General features: G+C 64.6%; 15 protein-coding genes. 10 read left to right on the top strand and 5 right to left on the bottom strand.

All coding sequences use genetic code 11. The annotated features are described in order from the left end of the window. The first annotated feature begins 73 nt into the window (after positions 1-73). The 3 genes from B2U07_RS22625 (at position 74) to B2U07_RS22615 (ending at position 2,704) form a co-directional block, all read left to right on the top strand. Positions 74-733, top strand: coding sequence for a pentapeptide repeat-containing protein (locus tag B2U07_RS22625; RefSeq protein ID WP_275547659.1), 660 nt, complete (start codon positions 74-76; stop codon positions 731-733). 244 nt (positions 734-977) lie between these two features. Continuing rightward, positions 978-1,406 carry a DUF2231 domain-containing protein gene (locus tag B2U07_RS22620; RefSeq protein WP_275547658.1) on the top strand — a complete coding sequence of 143 codons (429 nt, stop codon included), beginning with the start codon at positions 978-980 and terminating at the stop codon, positions 1,404-1,406. After that, positions 1,403-2,704, top strand: a complete 1,302-nt coding sequence (locus tag B2U07_RS22615) for a PQQ-dependent sugar dehydrogenase (protein WP_275547657.1) — start codon at positions 1,403-1,405, stop codon at positions 2,702-2,704. Before B2U07_RS22620 ends, B2U07_RS22615 begins: the two co-directional genes overlap by 4 nt. 153 nt (positions 2,705-2,857) lie before the next feature. Here the strand turns inward: B2U07_RS22615 and B2U07_RS22610 are convergent, their stop codons facing one another. Genes B2U07_RS22610 through B2U07_RS22600 form a run of 3 tightly spaced genes read right to left on the bottom strand, consistent with a single transcriptional unit; the run spans position 2,858 to position 5,221 of the window. Next, on the bottom strand, positions 2,858-3,508 hold the full coding sequence (locus tag B2U07_RS22610; protein ID WP_275547656.1) for a response regulator transcription factor: 651 nt from the start codon (positions 3,506-3,508) through the stop codon (positions 2,858-2,860). Further along, the gene (locus tag B2U07_RS22605) at positions 3,505-4,770 is read right to left on the bottom strand and encodes a HAMP domain-containing sensor histidine kinase (RefSeq protein WP_275547655.1); all 1,266 of its coding nucleotides are present in this window, start codon (positions 4,768-4,770) and stop codon (positions 3,505-3,507) included. Before B2U07_RS22605 ends, B2U07_RS22610 begins: the two co-directional genes overlap by 4 nt. 13 nt (positions 4,771-4,783) lie before the next feature. Next, positions 4,784-5,221, bottom strand: a complete 438-nt coding sequence (locus tag B2U07_RS22600; RefSeq protein WP_275547654.1) for a copper-binding protein — start codon at positions 5,219-5,221, stop codon at positions 4,784-4,786. Between the two features lie 225 nt (positions 5,222-5,446). Between B2U07_RS22600 and B2U07_RS22595 the strand changes: the two genes are divergently transcribed. From B2U07_RS22595 to B2U07_RS22565, 7 genes are all read left to right on the top strand, one after another. Then, positions 5,447-6,628 (top strand): ABC transporter substrate-binding protein, encoded by a 1,182-nt coding sequence (locus tag B2U07_RS22595; RefSeq protein WP_275547653.1) that lies wholly within the window; start codon positions 5,447-5,449, stop codon positions 6,626-6,628. Positions 6,629-6,714: 86 nt separating this feature from the next. Continuing rightward, the gene (locus tag B2U07_RS22590; RefSeq protein WP_275547652.1) at positions 6,715-7,680 is read left to right on the top strand and encodes a YVTN family beta-propeller repeat protein; all 966 of its coding nucleotides are present in this window, start codon (positions 6,715-6,717) and stop codon (positions 7,678-7,680) included. Further along, positions 7,677-8,552: an ABC transporter ATP-binding protein gene (locus B2U07_RS22585; RefSeq protein WP_275547651.1), complete on the top strand. Its 876-nt coding sequence runs from the start codon at positions 7,677-7,679 to the stop codon at positions 8,550-8,552. Before B2U07_RS22590 ends, B2U07_RS22585 begins: the two co-directional genes overlap by 4 nt. After that, complete coding sequence (locus tag B2U07_RS22580) at positions 8,549-9,340, top strand: ABC transporter permease (protein ID WP_275547650.1); 792 nt, start codon at positions 8,549-8,551, stop codon at positions 9,338-9,340. Before B2U07_RS22585 ends, B2U07_RS22580 begins: the two co-directional genes overlap by 4 nt. 267 nt (positions 9,341-9,607) lie before the next feature. Further along, positions 9,608-10,183 (top strand): PQQ-dependent catabolism-associated CXXCW motif protein, encoded by a 576-nt coding sequence (locus B2U07_RS22575; RefSeq protein WP_275547649.1) that lies wholly within the window; start codon positions 9,608-9,610, stop codon positions 10,181-10,183. 23 nt (positions 10,184-10,206) lie between these two features. Then, positions 10,207-10,872, top strand: a complete 666-nt coding sequence (locus tag B2U07_RS22570; RefSeq protein ID WP_161867778.1) for a response regulator transcription factor — start codon at positions 10,207-10,209, stop codon at positions 10,870-10,872. Positions 10,873-10,926: 54 nt separating this feature from the next. Continuing rightward, the gene (locus B2U07_RS22565; protein ID WP_275547648.1) at positions 10,927-11,346 is read left to right on the top strand and encodes a GNAT family acetyltransferase; all 420 of its coding nucleotides are present in this window, start codon (positions 10,927-10,929) and stop codon (positions 11,344-11,346) included. A 206-nt stretch (positions 11,347-11,552) separates the two neighbouring features. On the opposite strand, the gene nahK is transcribed toward B2U07_RS22565, so the two are convergent. Beyond that, positions 11,553-14,195, bottom strand: a complete 2,643-nt coding sequence (gene nahK / locus B2U07_RS22560; RefSeq protein ID WP_275547647.1) for a hybrid sensor histidine kinase/response regulator NahK/ErcS' — start codon at positions 14,193-14,195, stop codon at positions 11,553-11,555. Next, positions 14,125-15,288, bottom strand: coding sequence for a nitric oxide-sensing protein NosP (nosP, locus tag B2U07_RS22555; RefSeq protein ID WP_275547646.1), 1,164 nt, complete (start codon positions 15,286-15,288; stop codon positions 14,125-14,127). The genes nahK and nosP overlap by 71 nt, the downstream gene beginning before the upstream one ends. Positions 15,289-15,526 lie beyond the last annotated feature (238 nt).

The raw sequence follows: 15,526 nt of genomic DNA, 5'->3' as shown, positions 1-15,526 counted from the left end.
GCCATGCGCCTTTGCCTGTGGGAGGGGCTTTAGCCGCGACTGCCTCACCCATCATCCCATCCGAGGACTCGCCATGAACTACCTGCCCCTGCTTATCCCGGTCCTGCTGCTGGTAATCGGCAGCCACGCCATCGGCGCCGAAACCCAGAACGACGGCGTGCCGCAGATCAACGGCTGCCGCATCGAACCCGACAGCAAATGCCCCAACGCCAACCTGCGTGGCGCTGACCTGCGCAATCTCGACATGCGCCGCATGGACCTGTCCGGTGCCGACCTGTCTGGCGCCGACCTGCGCCACGTCAACCTCGACCTGGCCAACCTGGAGAAAGCCAAGCTGCGCGGCGCCAACCTCACCCGCGCCAGCCTGCAGCAGAGCAACCTGCGCCTGGCTGACCTGTCCGGCGCCAGCCTGGTGGCCATCGGCGGCTGGGCAATGTTCGCCCAGGCTGCACAATTCGAAGGCGCCGACATGCGCGCCGCCAACCTGGAATTCGCCCGCCTCTCTGGCGCCAAGCTGCACAACGTCCAGCTGCAGGCCGCTAACTTGGAAATGACCTGGCTGAGCAAGGCCGACCTCAAGGGTGCACATCTGGAAAATGCCAACCTGCAGGAGGTGAAGCTCGGCGGCTCCAACCTGGAGAATGCCAACCTCACCGGCGCGCGCACCCGCTTCGGCAACTTCCAGGACGCCAACATGCCCGGCTGCGTGCAATGCCCCAAGGGCTGGGACTGAGCTTCACCACCGCAGCAACACCTCGTCTCTGTAGGAGCGGCTTCAGCCGCGATGCTCACTATCGGCTCGCGGATAAATCCGCTCCTATAGATCATCCAGGCGCCGGGCTAGACGCATTACTGTCTGGGCCGCTGTCAAAAACAACTGAACCATGCCGGCACAAGGCAATCCCTTTTTAGGAACAGTCGGATCGAGGCCACTGCGAGTGAGCCGCCATCAGTCATCGACCCAAGAGGGATCTGCCGTGACCACCACCACTGCAACTCCGTACGCTTACGCCAACATTCTCAGCCCCTTACACGCCACCCTGCTGTGCGGCCAGGTGCCGCTTTTTCTCGGCGCCCTGATTGCCGACATCGCCTACTACCGCAGCTATCAGATCCAATGGAGCAATTTCGCCTCCTGGCTGATCGCCGGCGCCCTGGTCTTTACCGGCCTGGCGATGCTGTTCGCCCTGGTCGGGCTGTTCCGCAGGCGTAACCCGCGCCCCCTCACCTACTTCCTGCTGCTACTGGTCACCTGGGTGCTGGGTTTCATCAACGCACTTGAACACGCCAAGGATGCCTGGGCACTCATGCCCCAGGGCCTGGCCCTGTCGGTGATCGTCACCCTGCTGGCCATTGCCGCCACCTGGGTCGGCATGGCCCAGCCACGCACAGGAGATGCCCGATGAAAACTGCCATCGCACTGACTGCCCTGCCCCTCGCCCTACTGCTGGCCGCCTGCGGCGAGGAGCCCGGCAGCAACCAGCAGTTCTACGGCGCCCAGCCGGACCTGCCCGAACCCGAACGCGGCCTCCTGCCGAGCATGACCATCGCCGAGCCGACGCCCTGGGGCGATCAACGACCGACTGTGCCCGAAGGCTACAGCGTCAGCGCCATCGCCACTGACCTGAAGATCCCCCGGCAAACCCTGGTGCTACCCAACGGCGACATCCTCGTTGCCGAAGGCCGTGGCGGCAACGCAGCCAAGCTCAAGCCCAAGGACGTGATCGCCGGCGTGATCAAGGCCCGCGGCAACACCTCAGTGGAAAGCGGCAACCGCCTGACCCTGCTGCGCGACGCCGATGGTGATGGCAGCTACGAGCTGCAGACGGTGTTTGCCGAAGACCTCAACGCGCCCTACGGCCTGGCGCTGCACGAAGGCAACCTGTACGTGGCCAACCAGGACGAGCTGGTGCGCTTCGACTACGAAGAAGGCCAGACCAAGGCCAGCGGCCCGCCGAGCAAGGTCGCCGACCTGCCATCGGAGATCAACCACCACTGGACCAAGGCGCTGACCATCAGTGAGGACGGCCGCTACCTGTACGTAGGCATCGGCTCCAATAGCAACATCACCGAGCGCGGCATGGAGGCCGAAGTTGACCGCGCCCTGGTCTGGCAGGTGGATGCCGAAACCGGCGCCTACAAACCCTACGCCACCGGCCTGCGCAACCCCACCGCGCTGGCCATCCAACCTGGCACCGGCACCTTGTGGGCGGTGGTCAACGAGCGTGACGAACTGGGCGAGGACCTGGTGCCCGACTACCTCACCTCGGTGCAGGAAGGCGGCTTCTACGGCTGGCCCTACAGCTACTTCGGTCAGCACGTCGACCCACGGGTGAAACCACAGGATGAGGACAAGGTCGCCAGCGCCATCGTCCCGGACTACGCCCTCGGCGCCCACGTCGCGGCGTTGGGTCTGGACTTCTCCAGCGAGGTGATGGGCGAGCAGTATGCAGACGGCGTATTCGTCGGCGAGCACGGTAGCTGGAACCGCAAGAACCCGGTGGGCTACAAGGTGATCTTCGTGCCCTTCGAAAACGGCCGCCCTTCAGGCGACCCCATCGACTTCGTCACCGGCTTTCGCACCGAAGACGGCAAGACCCGAGGCCGCCCGGTGGGCGTGACGGTTGATCCGAGCGGCGCACTGATCGTGGCGGATGATCTGGCCAATACGATTTGGCGGGTGGTGCGCGAAGGTAGCGAGTGAGGCTAAGCAAGCGATCGCACCTATCACCTATGGCTCCCACGCTCCGCGTGGGAGCCATAGGCGAATTCAGGTGCGTCCCCGCCAGTGGAGGCGGAGCGTCAAGAGCTGCATACCACGCGATAAAAGCAGCTCAGTGAGCCAACCATTGCGGCCTCAGGCGCTCTCCAAACCCACCCGCACCACCCCACTATCAATCGCCAAATGCACCAACTCCGCCTGCGAGGTGATCTGCAGCTTGTTCTTCACCAGGGTCTGGTAGTTGGACAGGGTCTTGGCGCTGATGCATAGCTTCTCAGCGATTTGCCTCGGTGGCAGGCCGCGGGCGAGCATGACGAAGATTTCGAACTCGCGCTGGGTCAGTTCACGCAAACGCGGGTCGAGGCCATTTGCGCTGGCGGGATTGCAGGCCAGCTGGGTGGCCAGTTGCTGCTCGATATAGGCGTGGCCGGCGGCGGTGCGTTTGACCGCCTCCACCAGCACTTTCGGTGAGGAGTTCTTGGTCAGGTAGCCGATGGCGCCGGCGTCCAGCGCCTGGCGCACCAGAGGCAGTTCGTCGTGCATGCTGAAGAACAGCACGCGCAGTTGTGGCAGGCGCTGGCGCAGGCGGCGGGTGGTTTCCAGGCCGCTGATGCCGGGCAGGCCGATATCCATGATCACCAGGTTGGGAATCTCTTCCTGCACCCGCTGCAACGCTTGCTCACCATCACAGGCCTCGCGCAGTTGCACCTCCGGCAACAGCGCACGCAGCAGGCTCGCGTAGCCCTGGCGCACCACTGCGTGGTCATCTACCAGCAGAATCTTCATGACGTTGCCTCCAGGGGAATGTTCAGGCACAGCGCCCAACCCGCTTGCGGGCGGCTGTGCAGACGCAGTTCGCCGCCCAGGCTGCGGCTGCGTTCGCGCATCGAGCGCAGGCCGATGCCGGGGCGCAGCGGCAGCGCGGTGCCCTGGCCGTTATCGCGTACCAACAAGCGCAGGCCCTGGCCACGGCGTTGCACGCGAATACGTACCTCACTGGCATCGGCATGGCGGGCGACATTGGTCAGCGCCTCCTGCACCAGGCGATAGAGATGGGCCTTGCTCGCCAGCGGCAGGCTTGGCAGTTGTTCGCTCAGTTGCAGGCGGCAGCGTATGCCTTGCGCCTGCTGCCAGTCAGCGGCCAGTTGCTGCAGCGCCGGGCCGAGCTCCAGACGCTCCAGCACCATCGGGTAGAGGTCGCGGATCAGGCTGCGAAAGCCCTGCTGCAGGCGCTCGCAGTTGTCGTCGAGCAGGCGCGCGGTGTCCTGCACCTGCTGCGGGCGATCGGCGATTACCTTGAGCAGGCAGGCCTGGGCGCGAATGCCGCTGAGGTATTGGCCGAGGTCGTCATGCAGGGTCTGACCCAGGCGCGTGCGCTCGCGCTCCTGAAGTTCCAGCAGGGACTGGGTCAGCTCGGCGTTGTCCGCCTGCACCTGTTGCAGGGTGATGGCCATCTCGTTGAAATTCCCAGCCAGGCGCTTGGCCTCGGCCAGACCGTGGTCGCGCAGACGGATATCGAAGTGACCGGCACCGACTTCGCGCAAGCCGGCGAGCAGTTCGTCCAGCACACGTCGAGCCCGGCGCACGGCAAAGTGAATGGCCAGCAGGCTGAGGATCAGGGCAAAGGCGCTGAGCAGCAGCAGTTGCAGCAGCGAGTCCTGGATTTCTTCGATCTCGTCATAGGGATCGAGGGCGATACGCAACTCGCGGCCATCCTCCAGCGGCCAGGCATCGGCCACCAGTGAGGCCGGGCCCAGCAGGCGTTCGGCAATCCAGTGCTCGATGACGTTTTCGGTCTGCTGCTCGGGCTCTTCGCCCGGTCGCAGCCAACTCACGCGGATATGTCGCAGGTTCTCGGTCAGTTCCGGGCGCAGGCTGCCGGGATTGCTGTGCGCCACTTCGCCGAGGTATTCCACCACCGCTTCGGCGGCCTGTAGCTCGCGCTGCACATCGTGGCTGGCCTGGCGCAACAGCAGCGCCAGCCCGGCCAAGGTCACCAGCCCGAACAGCAGGCTGACGCCGAGATTGATACGGCCCAGGGCAGTCATCTACTTGGCCGCGCTACTTGACTACGAAGTACCCGAGCATGCCCTTGCCTTCCAGGCCCTTGGCGTAGAAGCGGTATTTACCCGGTTTGACCGGCAGAAAGAAAATCTCCGCTTCGCCGGCATCTTCGAATTCCAGTTCGGTGAGGGTGACTGCCTTGATCTCCACGCCGCCGGCCTCGACCTTGCGCAAGTAGATGGAAGTGGCGAACTCCGGCGCCTGGAAGGCGTATTCCTTCTGGCCGCTGGCGATGATCTTGAGCTGGTAGGCCTGGCTGGTTTCCAGCTGGTACTCGGTCTGCGACATGAAGTAGTCGCTGTCATCGTTACCCAGCACCAAGTCGGGCAGTGCCACCGGGCGGCGGGTCATATCTCCGGCGGCGTGAAGTTGATCGACGCCGAGCAGGCTGATGATCAGCAGCAAGGGCAGCAGCAGGGCCTTGAGAATACGCATGGCGTTCACCCGTTCTTGTTATTGGACGTTGCCTGCCATGCTAGAAAGTAACGGCCTGCGCCGGGTTACTACCTTCGTACTGACGGGCTGGTACTTTGGGCAGGTTTGTCGCGCCAATTGGCGTGACGGACTACGACCTTCGTACGTGCCCAGCGCTACCTTGGGCATATTTCCCGAGCCGTAAGCGCTTCCTATGCTGGCGACACCCTTTGCAGGAGTCGCCCCATGCACCGGATCAGTTGCCGCCTGTTGTTCTGCCTCGCCGCCGCGTTCGGTGTGGCAGCCGGCGCCAGCGCGAACGAGCTGCAGGTGCGCATCGGCTTCCTGGCGCATCTGCCGCCGCGCGGGCCGCTGCTGTCCAACGTCATTCCCGAGCCGAGCGACGCCGGCCGCCGTGGCGCCGAGCTGGCGATCATCGACAGCAACAGCACCGGGCGCTTCCTCAAGCAGAGATTCGAACTGCAAAGCGCCGAGAGCGAGGATGCAACAGAGCTGCTTGCCGCCGCCGAACAACAGCATCAGGCCGGCATACGCCTGTTCGTGGTCAACGCCCCAGCCGATACCCTGCACCAGCTCAGCGCGCGCCTGCCGGACAGCCTACTGTTCAATGCTGGCAGCGCCGACGACGGCCTACGCCGCGAGCAATGCCTGGGCAACGTGCTGCACACCCTGCCCAGCCGCGCGATGCTGGCCGACGCCCTGGCGCAGTTCCTCGCCGTGCGTAAATGGACGCGCTGGCTGCTGGTGACCGGCAACACCGAAGATGACATCGCCTACGCCGACGCGCTCAAGCGTGCGGCCAAGCGCTTCGGCCACAAGATCGTTGCCGAAAAACCGTGGAGCTTCGACAACGACCAGCGCCGCAGCGCACAGGCGGAGATGCCGCTGTTCACCCAGGCCAGTGAGTATGACGTGGTGCTGGTGGCCGACGAGCGCGGCGACTTCGGCGAGTACCTGCCCTACAACACCTGGCTGCCGCGCCCGGTGGCCGGCACCCAGGGCCTGACCCCTACCGCCTGGCACAAGACGGTGGAAACCTTCGGCGCCGCGCAGTTGCAGAAGCGCTTCGAAGAGCTGGCCGGGCGCTGGATGAACGACCGCGATTTCGCCGCCTGGATGGCGGTGCGCAGCTTGGCCACGGCCATCACCAAGCAGCGCACCGCCGAGCCGCAGGGCATTCGTCACCTGCTGCTGAACGAACAACTGCCGCTGGACGGTTTCAAGGGCCGCAAGCTGAGCTTCCGCCCGTGGAATGGCGAGCTGCGCCAACCGATTCCGCTGGTGCATCCACGCGCCCTGGTCAGCACCTCGCCGCAGGATGGTTTCCTCCACCCCAGCAATGAAATGGACAGCCTCGGCTACGACCGGCCCGAGGTGAGCTGCGATCTGGCGGGTATGCCCCTGTAGGAGGGGCTTTAGCCGCGACAGTCGCCGCTGAAGCGCCTCCCACAAAAGCAACGGCTACCAACAACTACAACAAGAGGATCAACCCCATGCGCCTGACCCGTCTCGCCTGTGCCGTCGCCTTCGGCCTGGCCTGCCACTCGGCCCTGGCCACCACTGCCTACGTGTCCAACGAGAAGGATGACAGCATCAGCGTCATCGACCTCGACAGCCTGGAAGTCACCGCCACTCTCGATGTCGGCATGCGCCCGCGTGGGCTGCTGCTGTCCTCGGACAACAAGCTCTTGTACATCTGCGCCAGCGACTCGGACCGCGTACAGGTGATGGACCTGGCCACGCGCAAGATCATCAAGGAGTTGCCCTCCGGCGCTGACCCCGAGCAATTCGCCCTGCACCCCAACGACCGCTGGCTGTACATATCCAACGAGGACGATGCGCTGGTCACAGTGGTCGACACCCAGAGCGACGAGGTGCTGGCGCAGATCGAAGTGGGCGTGGAGCCCGAAGGCATGGCGGTGAGCCCGGACGGCAAGTGGGCGGTCAACACCAGCGAAACCACCAACATGCTGCACTGGATCGACACCGGCACCCAGCAACTGGTGGACAACACTCTGGTCGACCAGCGCCCGCGTCACGTCGAGTTCGACAAGGACGGCAAGCGCCTGTGGGCCTCGGCCGAGATCGGCGGCACGGTGACGGTGCTGGATGTGGACTCGCGCCAGGTACTCAAGGTGCTCAATTTCGCCATCAAGGGCGTGCACCCGGACAAGGTGCAGCCGGTCGGAGTCAAACTCACCGACGACGGCAAGTACGCCTTCGTCGCCCTCGGTCCGGCCAACCATGTGGCGGTGGTGGATGCCAAGACCTTCGAGATTCTCGACTACCTGCTGGTGGGCCGGCGCGTCTGGCACCTGGCGTTCACCCCGGATCAGAAGCGCCTGCTGACTACCAACGGCGTTAGCGGCGACGTATCGGTGATCGACATCGATTCACTCAAGGTGACCAAGTCGATCAAGGTCGGCCGCTATCCCTGGGGCGTGGTGGTGACGCCATGAACGCCTTGGAGGTGAGCGGCGTCGGTTTCGCCTATGGCGCCCGCCAGGCGCTCAACGACCTGGCCTTCGAGCTGGTGCCGGGGCGCTTCGGTGCCCTGCTCGGCCCCAACGGTGCCGGCAAGTCCACGCTGATCGCCCTGCTCACTCGCCTGTACGACCTGCAGCAGGGCGACATCCGCATCTTCGGCCACAGCCTGCGCGACGAACCGCGCCAGGCGCTGCGCCAGTTGGGTGTGGTGTTCCAGCAGAGCACGCTGGATCTCGACCTATCGGTGCAACAGAACCTCGCCTACCACGCCGCGCTGCACGGCATGCCGCGCCGCGAGGCACAGGCACGCATCAACGAGGAACTGTTGCGCCAGGATCTCGCCGAGCGTCGTCACGACAAGGTGCGCACGCTCAATGGCGGCCATCGTCGCCGTGTGGAGATCGCCCGCGCCCTGCTCCATCAACCGCGTCTACTGTTGCTCGACGAAGCCAGCGCCGGGCTCGACCCGGCCAGCCGCCTGGCGCTGGGCCGACATGTGCGCAACCTGTGCCGCGAGCAGGGCCTGTGCGTGCTGTGGACGACCCACCTGCTGGACGAGATCGAATCCAGCGATGACCTGCTGATCCTCCATCGTGGCGAGCGCGTGGCCTGGGGCAAGTCCAGCCAGTTCGGCGACGACCTGGCCATCAGCTTCGCCCGCCTGACCGGCGACGAGGCGCTGGGCCGCGGCCATGTGCGCGAGGCGCTGCGGCCGAACCTGGATGGCCAGGCCCGTAAGAACGGCTTTAGCCGCGATGTCCACAATATCGAAGAGCTCGCGGCTAAAGCCCCTCCTACTCCGTCCACACTACCCACGGATTCCGCAAAGGAGCCGCAACCATGACCGCCTACTGGGAATGCCTGCGCGGCATCGTCCTGCGCGAATGGCTGCGTTTCGTCCTGCAGCGTTCGCGCTTTCTCAGCGCCCTGGTGCGCCCGCTGCTCTGGCTGCTGGTGTTCGCCGCCGGCTTTCGCGCCGCGCTGGGTATCGCCATCATCGAGCCGTACGACACCTACATCACCTACGACACCTATATCGTGCCGGGCCTGGCCTGCATGATCCTGCTGTTCAACGGCATGCAGGGCTCGCTGTCGATGGTCTACGACCGCGAGATGGGCAGCATGCGCGTACTGCTCACCAGCCCGCTGCCCCGCGCCTTCCTGCTGGTGGCCAAGCTGCTGGCCACGGCGCTGATCTCGCTGCTGCAGGTCTATGCCTTCATCGCCATCGCCTGGGTCTATGGCGTGCAACCTCCGGCATGGGGCGTACTCGCCGCACTGCCGGCGCTGCTGCTGGTGGCGTTGCTGCTCAGCGCCCTGGGCTTGCTGCTGTCCAACGGCATACGGCAGCTGGAGAACTTCGCCGGGGTGATGAATTTCGTCATCTTCCCCATGTTCTTCCTGTCGTCGGCGCTGTACCCGCTGTGGAAGATGCGCGAGTCCAGCGAGTGGCTGTATTGGCTGTGCGCGTTCAACCCCTTTACCCATGCAGTGGAGCTCGTGCGCAACGCCCTTTACCTGTGCCTACATACGGAAGCGCTGCTGATCTGCGCCGGCCTGACGCTGCTGCTCACCATGCTCGCCGTGGCCACCTTCAACCCGCAGCACGCGGCGCTGCGCAAGGTGGGTTAAGCAACGAAACAAATGCAACTAATCGAATCACCATGACTGCAGCACGCTGCCTGACCGGTAGGAGCGGATTTATCCGCGAAAGGGGCCGGCACCCGGCGAGCCAGGATCGCGAATGAATTCGCTCCTACAAAACACCGGTAAGCCCCATGACAGGTTCAGCCCATATCCCTCTACTACTTTGGTACTGGTTTTCCTCTCCAACGTAGAATTCCCAAGCCTGCGACCATGGCCTGTAATACCGCTACAAAAATAAGTAGAGACCTTGCCATGAAGTACCGTCTGCCCGTGCAAGCAGGCCTGATGCTCGCCTCCCTGCTGTTGGTCTGCGTCGTCCGTGCAGAAGAGCTGTTCGATGCCGACGGCTATCGCAGCAGCCAGTACCGCAGCCCCACGCCTTCCAGTCTGGAAGGCGTACAGATCGTCGATACTCCCGCCCTGCAGAAGCTCCTTGCCGAGCGCCCGGACACCCGCCTGATCGACGTCTACCGCCGCCCCTTCGTGCAGGACCGCTTCGTCGAGGACGCACCCCACGCCAATCTGCCCGGCAGTCTGTGGCTGGCCAATGCCGGCGACGGCAACTTGGCCCCCCAATGGCAGCGCTACTTCACCCACTACCTGCACCAGCAGAGCCGTGGCGACGTGCGCCAACCCTTCGTGTTCTACTGCCGCTCCGACTGCTGGCTGAGCTGGAACGCTGCGCGTCGCGCCCATGCCATGGGCTATCGCCAGCTCTACTGGTACCGTGACGGCGTCGATGCCTGGGAACAGGCCGGCCTGCCCCTGGTGCCCGCTCAACCCGCCGAACTGCCTGCTGCTTTCCTCACGCCCACTGCCAACCCATAATCACAACAACGAGGTGCAAGGCCATGTACAAGATTCTGATTGCCGACGACCATCCGCTGTTTCGTGAAGCCATCCATAACGTCATCGCCGACGGGTTCCCCGGCAGCGAGATCATGGAAACCGCCGACCTGGACAGCGCCCTGGAGCTGACCCAGAGCCACGACGATCTGGATCTGATCCTGCTCGATCTGAATATGCCCGGCATGCATGGCCTGGGCGGGCTGATGAACCTGCGCAACGAGGCGCCGACCATCCCGGTGGTGATCGTTTCCGCCGAGCAGGACAAGCAGATCGTGCTGCAAGCCATCACCTATGGCGCGGTGGGCTTCATCACCAAGTCCTCGCCACGCGCGCAGATGACCGACGCCATCGCGCAGATTCTCGACGGCAACGTCTACCTGCCGCCGGACATCATCCGTTCGCAGAAGAGCGGCAGCTCGCGCCAGCACCACGACAACCCCAGCATCGCCCCGGAACTGCTGCAAGCCCTGACGCGCAAGCAACTGCTGGTGCTCGAGCGCATGACCAAGGGCGAGTCGAACAAGCAGATCGCCTATAGCCTGGATATCGCCGAAACCACGGTCAAAGCTCACGTTTCGGCCATCCTGCGCAAGCTGGGCGTGCATAACCGCGTGCAGGCGATCCTCTCGGCCGGCGATATCGACTTCGCCTCCTACCTGCGGCGCTAGCGTCCGGTTCATCGGCCTGTGCTAAAACGGTGGCCTCACCGATTGGAGTCCACCATGTACATCCGCCCCTTCCGGCTCGCTGACGAAGCCGCCGTCGTCGACCTCTGGCAACGCTGCGACCTGACCCGCCCGTGGAACGACCCGCACAAGGACATCCAGCGCAAGCTGACGGTGCAGCCCGAGCTGTTTCTAGTGGGTGAGATCGACGGCAAGCTGGTGGCCTCGGCCATGGCCGGCTACGAGGGGCATCGCGGCTGGGTCAACTACCTGGCGGTGTGCCCGGAGCAACGCCAGCAGGGCCTGGCCCGTCAGCTGATGGCGTATATCGAAGAACAGTTGCTGGCCCTGGGCTGCCCCAAACTCAGCCTGCAGGTGCGCGACACCAACGCGGCGGCGTTGGCCTTCTACGAGCGGCTTGGCTACAAGATCGATGCCTCGGTCAGTCTCGGTAAGCGGCTGATTGCGGATGATTGACCGCACGCCCGATCACGCTCTACCGATCCACCGCTGCGGTGGATGTAAAAAGCGACATCCACTCACCAAAGCGAATCGTAACCCGGATGAAATCCGGGGCAGAACGGCGTGATCCTTCCCGGATTGCATCCGGGCTACGGGATCGTGGCGACCTGAGCGTAGGGCGTCCGTAAGGTGCGCCGTGCGCAACGGGGCCCACGTCAATCTCAAACCCCGGCACCACGCTCCATCAAATGACTCATCGCTGCCTTCAGTTTCATCGGCCGTACCGGTTTGTGCAGCAGGCTGTGGCCGAGCTCGCGCATCTGCTGCTTGAGCTCGTTGCTGTAGTTGGCGGTGATCATCAGCGCCGGTAGCGGCGTACTGCGTCGGGCGTTGATCTGCGCCACCGCGTCGACGCCATTGCGTTCGTCGTCGAGGTGGTAGTCGGCAATCAGCAGATCGGCTTCGGCGTGGTAGTTGTCCACCTGGCGCGCCAGGTCCTCTTCAGACAGCGCGGTGACCACCCGGCAACCCCAGCCTTCGAGCAATGTGCGCATGCCGGCGCAGATCGCCGCGTCGTTATCCAGCACCCACACCCGCGCGCCGCTGAGGCGTTCGAGCAACTGATCCGGGCTGTCCTGCACCGTACGCACGCGCGGCGCGCGGCGGGTCAGCGGCACCTCGACGGCGAACATCGAGCCCCTGCCCTGCTGCGACGCGACGCGAATGCGGTGGCCGAGCATGCGTGCGATCTTCTCGACGATCGCCAGGCCCAGGCCCAGACCACGATCCTGCTTGCGCTGCACGTTATCGCCGCGCTTGAACTCCTGGAATATCTCCACCAGCTTGTCCTGAGCGATGCCGATGCCGGTGTCCCAGACTTCGATGGACAGGCTATTGCCGCGCCGCCGGCAGCCCAGCAGGATGCGCCCGCTGGCGGTGTAGCGAATGGCGTTGCTGAGGAAGTTGCGCAGAATCCGCGCCAGCAATTGCACGTCGCTGCGTACCAGCGCCGAGCTGGGCAGGTAGTCCAGACGCAGTCCCTCGCTGCGGGCGATCTGGTGGTACTCGGCAGCCAGGTTTTCCAGCAGCTCGCTGACGGCGAACGGCGCGATATCCGGCTTGATCACCCCGGCATCGAGCTTGGAAATGTCTACCAGCGTGCCGAGCAGGCTCTCGACGTCTTCCAGCGAGTTGCTGACGTTGCGCACCAGCGGTGCGCAGCCGGACAGGTCCTTCTTCTCCAACAGCGCACTGGTGAACAACCGCGCCGCGTTGAGCGGCTGCAGCAGGTCGTGGCTGACAGCGGCGAGGAACTTGGTCTTGGACAGGTTGGCCTGTTCGGCCTCTCCCTTGGCCTCACGCAGGCGTGCCTCCATCTGCGTGCGCTCGTCGATCTCGCGGCGCAGCTGGTCGTTGACCGTGGTCAGTTCGGCGGTACGCTCGCGCACGCGCTGCTCCAGATGCTGGTAGGCCTGGTGCAGCGCCTCGGCGGTGCGGCGGCGCTCGGTGATATCGCGGATCAGCACGAAGATGCCGACCACCTCGCCGCTGGCCTGACGGTTGGGTACGTAGGAACGCAGCATGTAGCGCTCCTGGCCGTTGTGGTTGGTTTCGGCGAATTCGAAGGTCACGCTCTCGCCGGACAGCGCCAGCTCGACGTAGGGCTCCAGGCGCTGGCAATGCTCCTCGCTGTGCACTTCGCGCAGGCTCTGGCCGAGCATGGCCCCGCGCGGCCAGCAGTACCATTCCTCGTAGACCTTGTTGGTGAATTCGTAGACCAGATCGGCCGACAGATAGGCGATCAGCGCCGGCACGTGGTCGGTGATCAGGCGGATCCAGCGCTCGCTGTCGCTCAGCGCCTGGGCCTGGCGATGACGCTCGGTGATATCGGTGAAGGTATTGACGAAGCCGCCGGTAGGCAGCGGATGGGTGCGCACTTCCAGCATGCGCCCGTCGAACAGGCGCACCTCCACCTGGCGCAGCGGTTTGCCGGTGGCATCGCGGCTGTCCGGGGTCAGCGGCTCAAGTTCGCTTTCCGCCATCACTTCGGCGAACGGCCGATGGGCGTTGATCGGCGCCAGCCCGCACAGTTCGAGGAAACGGTGGTTCCACAACTCCAGCGCACCCTCGGCATTGACCATGGCCATGCCTTGCGACAGGTTGTCGACCGCGCGCTGCAGCAGGCGCGACTTCTGCGCCAGGGCCTGCTCGCGGCGTAGCGCCTCGCTCTGCTTCACTTCGGTGATGTCGGTATAGAGGATCACCAGCCCGCCCTCGCGGGTCGGCCGCTCGCTGACCTGCACCCAGCGCCCGTCCTGCAGGCGGAACAGGCTCGGCTCGCCCTCCTTGCCCAGTTGCGCCTCCACCACCAGGCCGGTGCTGCGGCTCAGACGCTTGATCTCCTCCAGCCGTGTGCCGGTGCCGATGCGCGCCCGGCTGCGCGCCCACAATGCCTTGAAGCGGCTGTTGAACAGGACGATGCGCTGGCGATCGTCGAACAGCACGAAGGCGTCGGAGATGCTCTCGATGGCGTCGATCAGGTGCTGGTGGGCAGTCTCGGCGCGCAACCGCGCGTCGCTGAGCAACTGGTTGCTGGACTTCAGTTCGGCCATCGCCTGGTTCAGCGCGTCGGTGCGCTCGCGCACCTGCTCGGAGAGCACCACCGAATGCTGGAAGGCCGCGTAGGCGTCATCGCCACGGGAATGGATCGACTCGACCCGCTCGATCAGCGCGGCGTTGATGCGCCTGAGCTTGGCGTTCTCCTGCTCCAGCGCCGCACAGCGTGCCTGCAGCTCAGCGCTCGCCGCGCCCAACAGGTCGGCCAATGGCGACACCGGTGAAGGTCTGGTTGATGTGCATGCCATTGAACTGCTCTCCGTAGGTGTTGAAGCCGATCACCCGCTGCTGGCGCAGCAGTGTGGCGACCGACTCGACGCCGCCATCGTTCTCGATCTCCAGGCGACGCAGAAAGCAGTCGCAACCGATGGTCAGCAGCAGCGGACCGAGGCGCTGCTCCAGCCCGGCGAACAGCTGCGCAAGGTTCGGCAGCAAAGGGCCCGGGCGCATGGCGGTGAGGACGATGCCGTTCTCCACCGCGCAGTAGAAGGTCAGGCTGAGGTCGTCGTGCACCTGCTGGATCGAGCGCACGTAGTAGTGATCGCTGATCCGCACTGCCAGCGGATAGGCAGCGAACGCGCGCAGATCCAGCTCCTCGACCGGAACACCGATCAGCTCGGAATATTCCTGCGCGGCCGGTGCAGCATTGAGTTCGTACACCCGGCGCGTGGCGCTGTCGGCACGCGTCACCACCAGCTTTTCCGCGCTGGGCTGGATGTGATGGGTGCTGAAAACCTCGAATTCCAGCCAGGTGTTGAACAGCACCACCACCGCCGCACCGCTGTGGAAACGGCCGCCGTGATAGACGTGGGTGTGAGTCAGGTGGTTGTCGTCACCAGCCGAGCCACCGAAGTGCGGGATGCTGCCCAGCGCCGCACTGAGCGCGCCGAGCACCAATTCCTCGCGGCTGGAAAGGCCATCGAGCAGGGTCAGGGCGAAGCTGTGGCCCTTGATCGAGGCCAGCTCGTTGCTGCGGCAATCCTTGACCAGACCATCGACCAGTTGCTGCGCATCGAGCAGATTGAAGCGCTCCATCTCGTCGATCAGCACGCTGGCGATGGAGAAGCAGCGCAGATCGAAGCCCAGCGCCACCACGCAGCCACGACCGTAGCCCTGCGGGGTAATCTCGCCGGCGCTGGTACAGCCGACCAGGCTGACGCCACCGAAGTGCGCCTCCAGTGCCTGGCCGAGGCCGTCGAGATCGTATTCGGCCGAGCAGAAGAACAGCACGAAACCGAGATAGGGATGGATCAGCTGGCGTGCCAGTTCCTGGGCGGCCAATTCCACATCCTTCGTGCTGGAGACGGCGCTAAGCACGCCCTCCGACTGTTCCAAGGCCATATCACGCCCCAATTCACCTGCTGATCATGGGGAAATTCTACGAAGCCGGTGATGCCCGCCCCATGCTACTTGAGTACTGGGTAGTCGATCCGTAGGGCGTACTCGCGAAGCAGTACGGCGGCGCACACCGCCATCTTGGTCAAGCCGTGCATGGGACAACGGCCGTTATCTCGATAGGTAGCGCGGGTGCAGCCCGCCAACGGCTAAACGGCGGGTTGCACCCGCCCTACAAGCGGCA

It is taken from the genome of Pseudomonas sp. UBA7530, assembly GCF_002479365.1.
Taxonomy (GTDB): domain Bacteria; phylum Pseudomonadota; class Gammaproteobacteria; order Pseudomonadales; family Pseudomonadaceae; genus Aquipseudomonas.
Note: the sequence above shows the minus strand (reverse complement) of the source record. Positions and strands in the feature narration are given on the sequence as shown.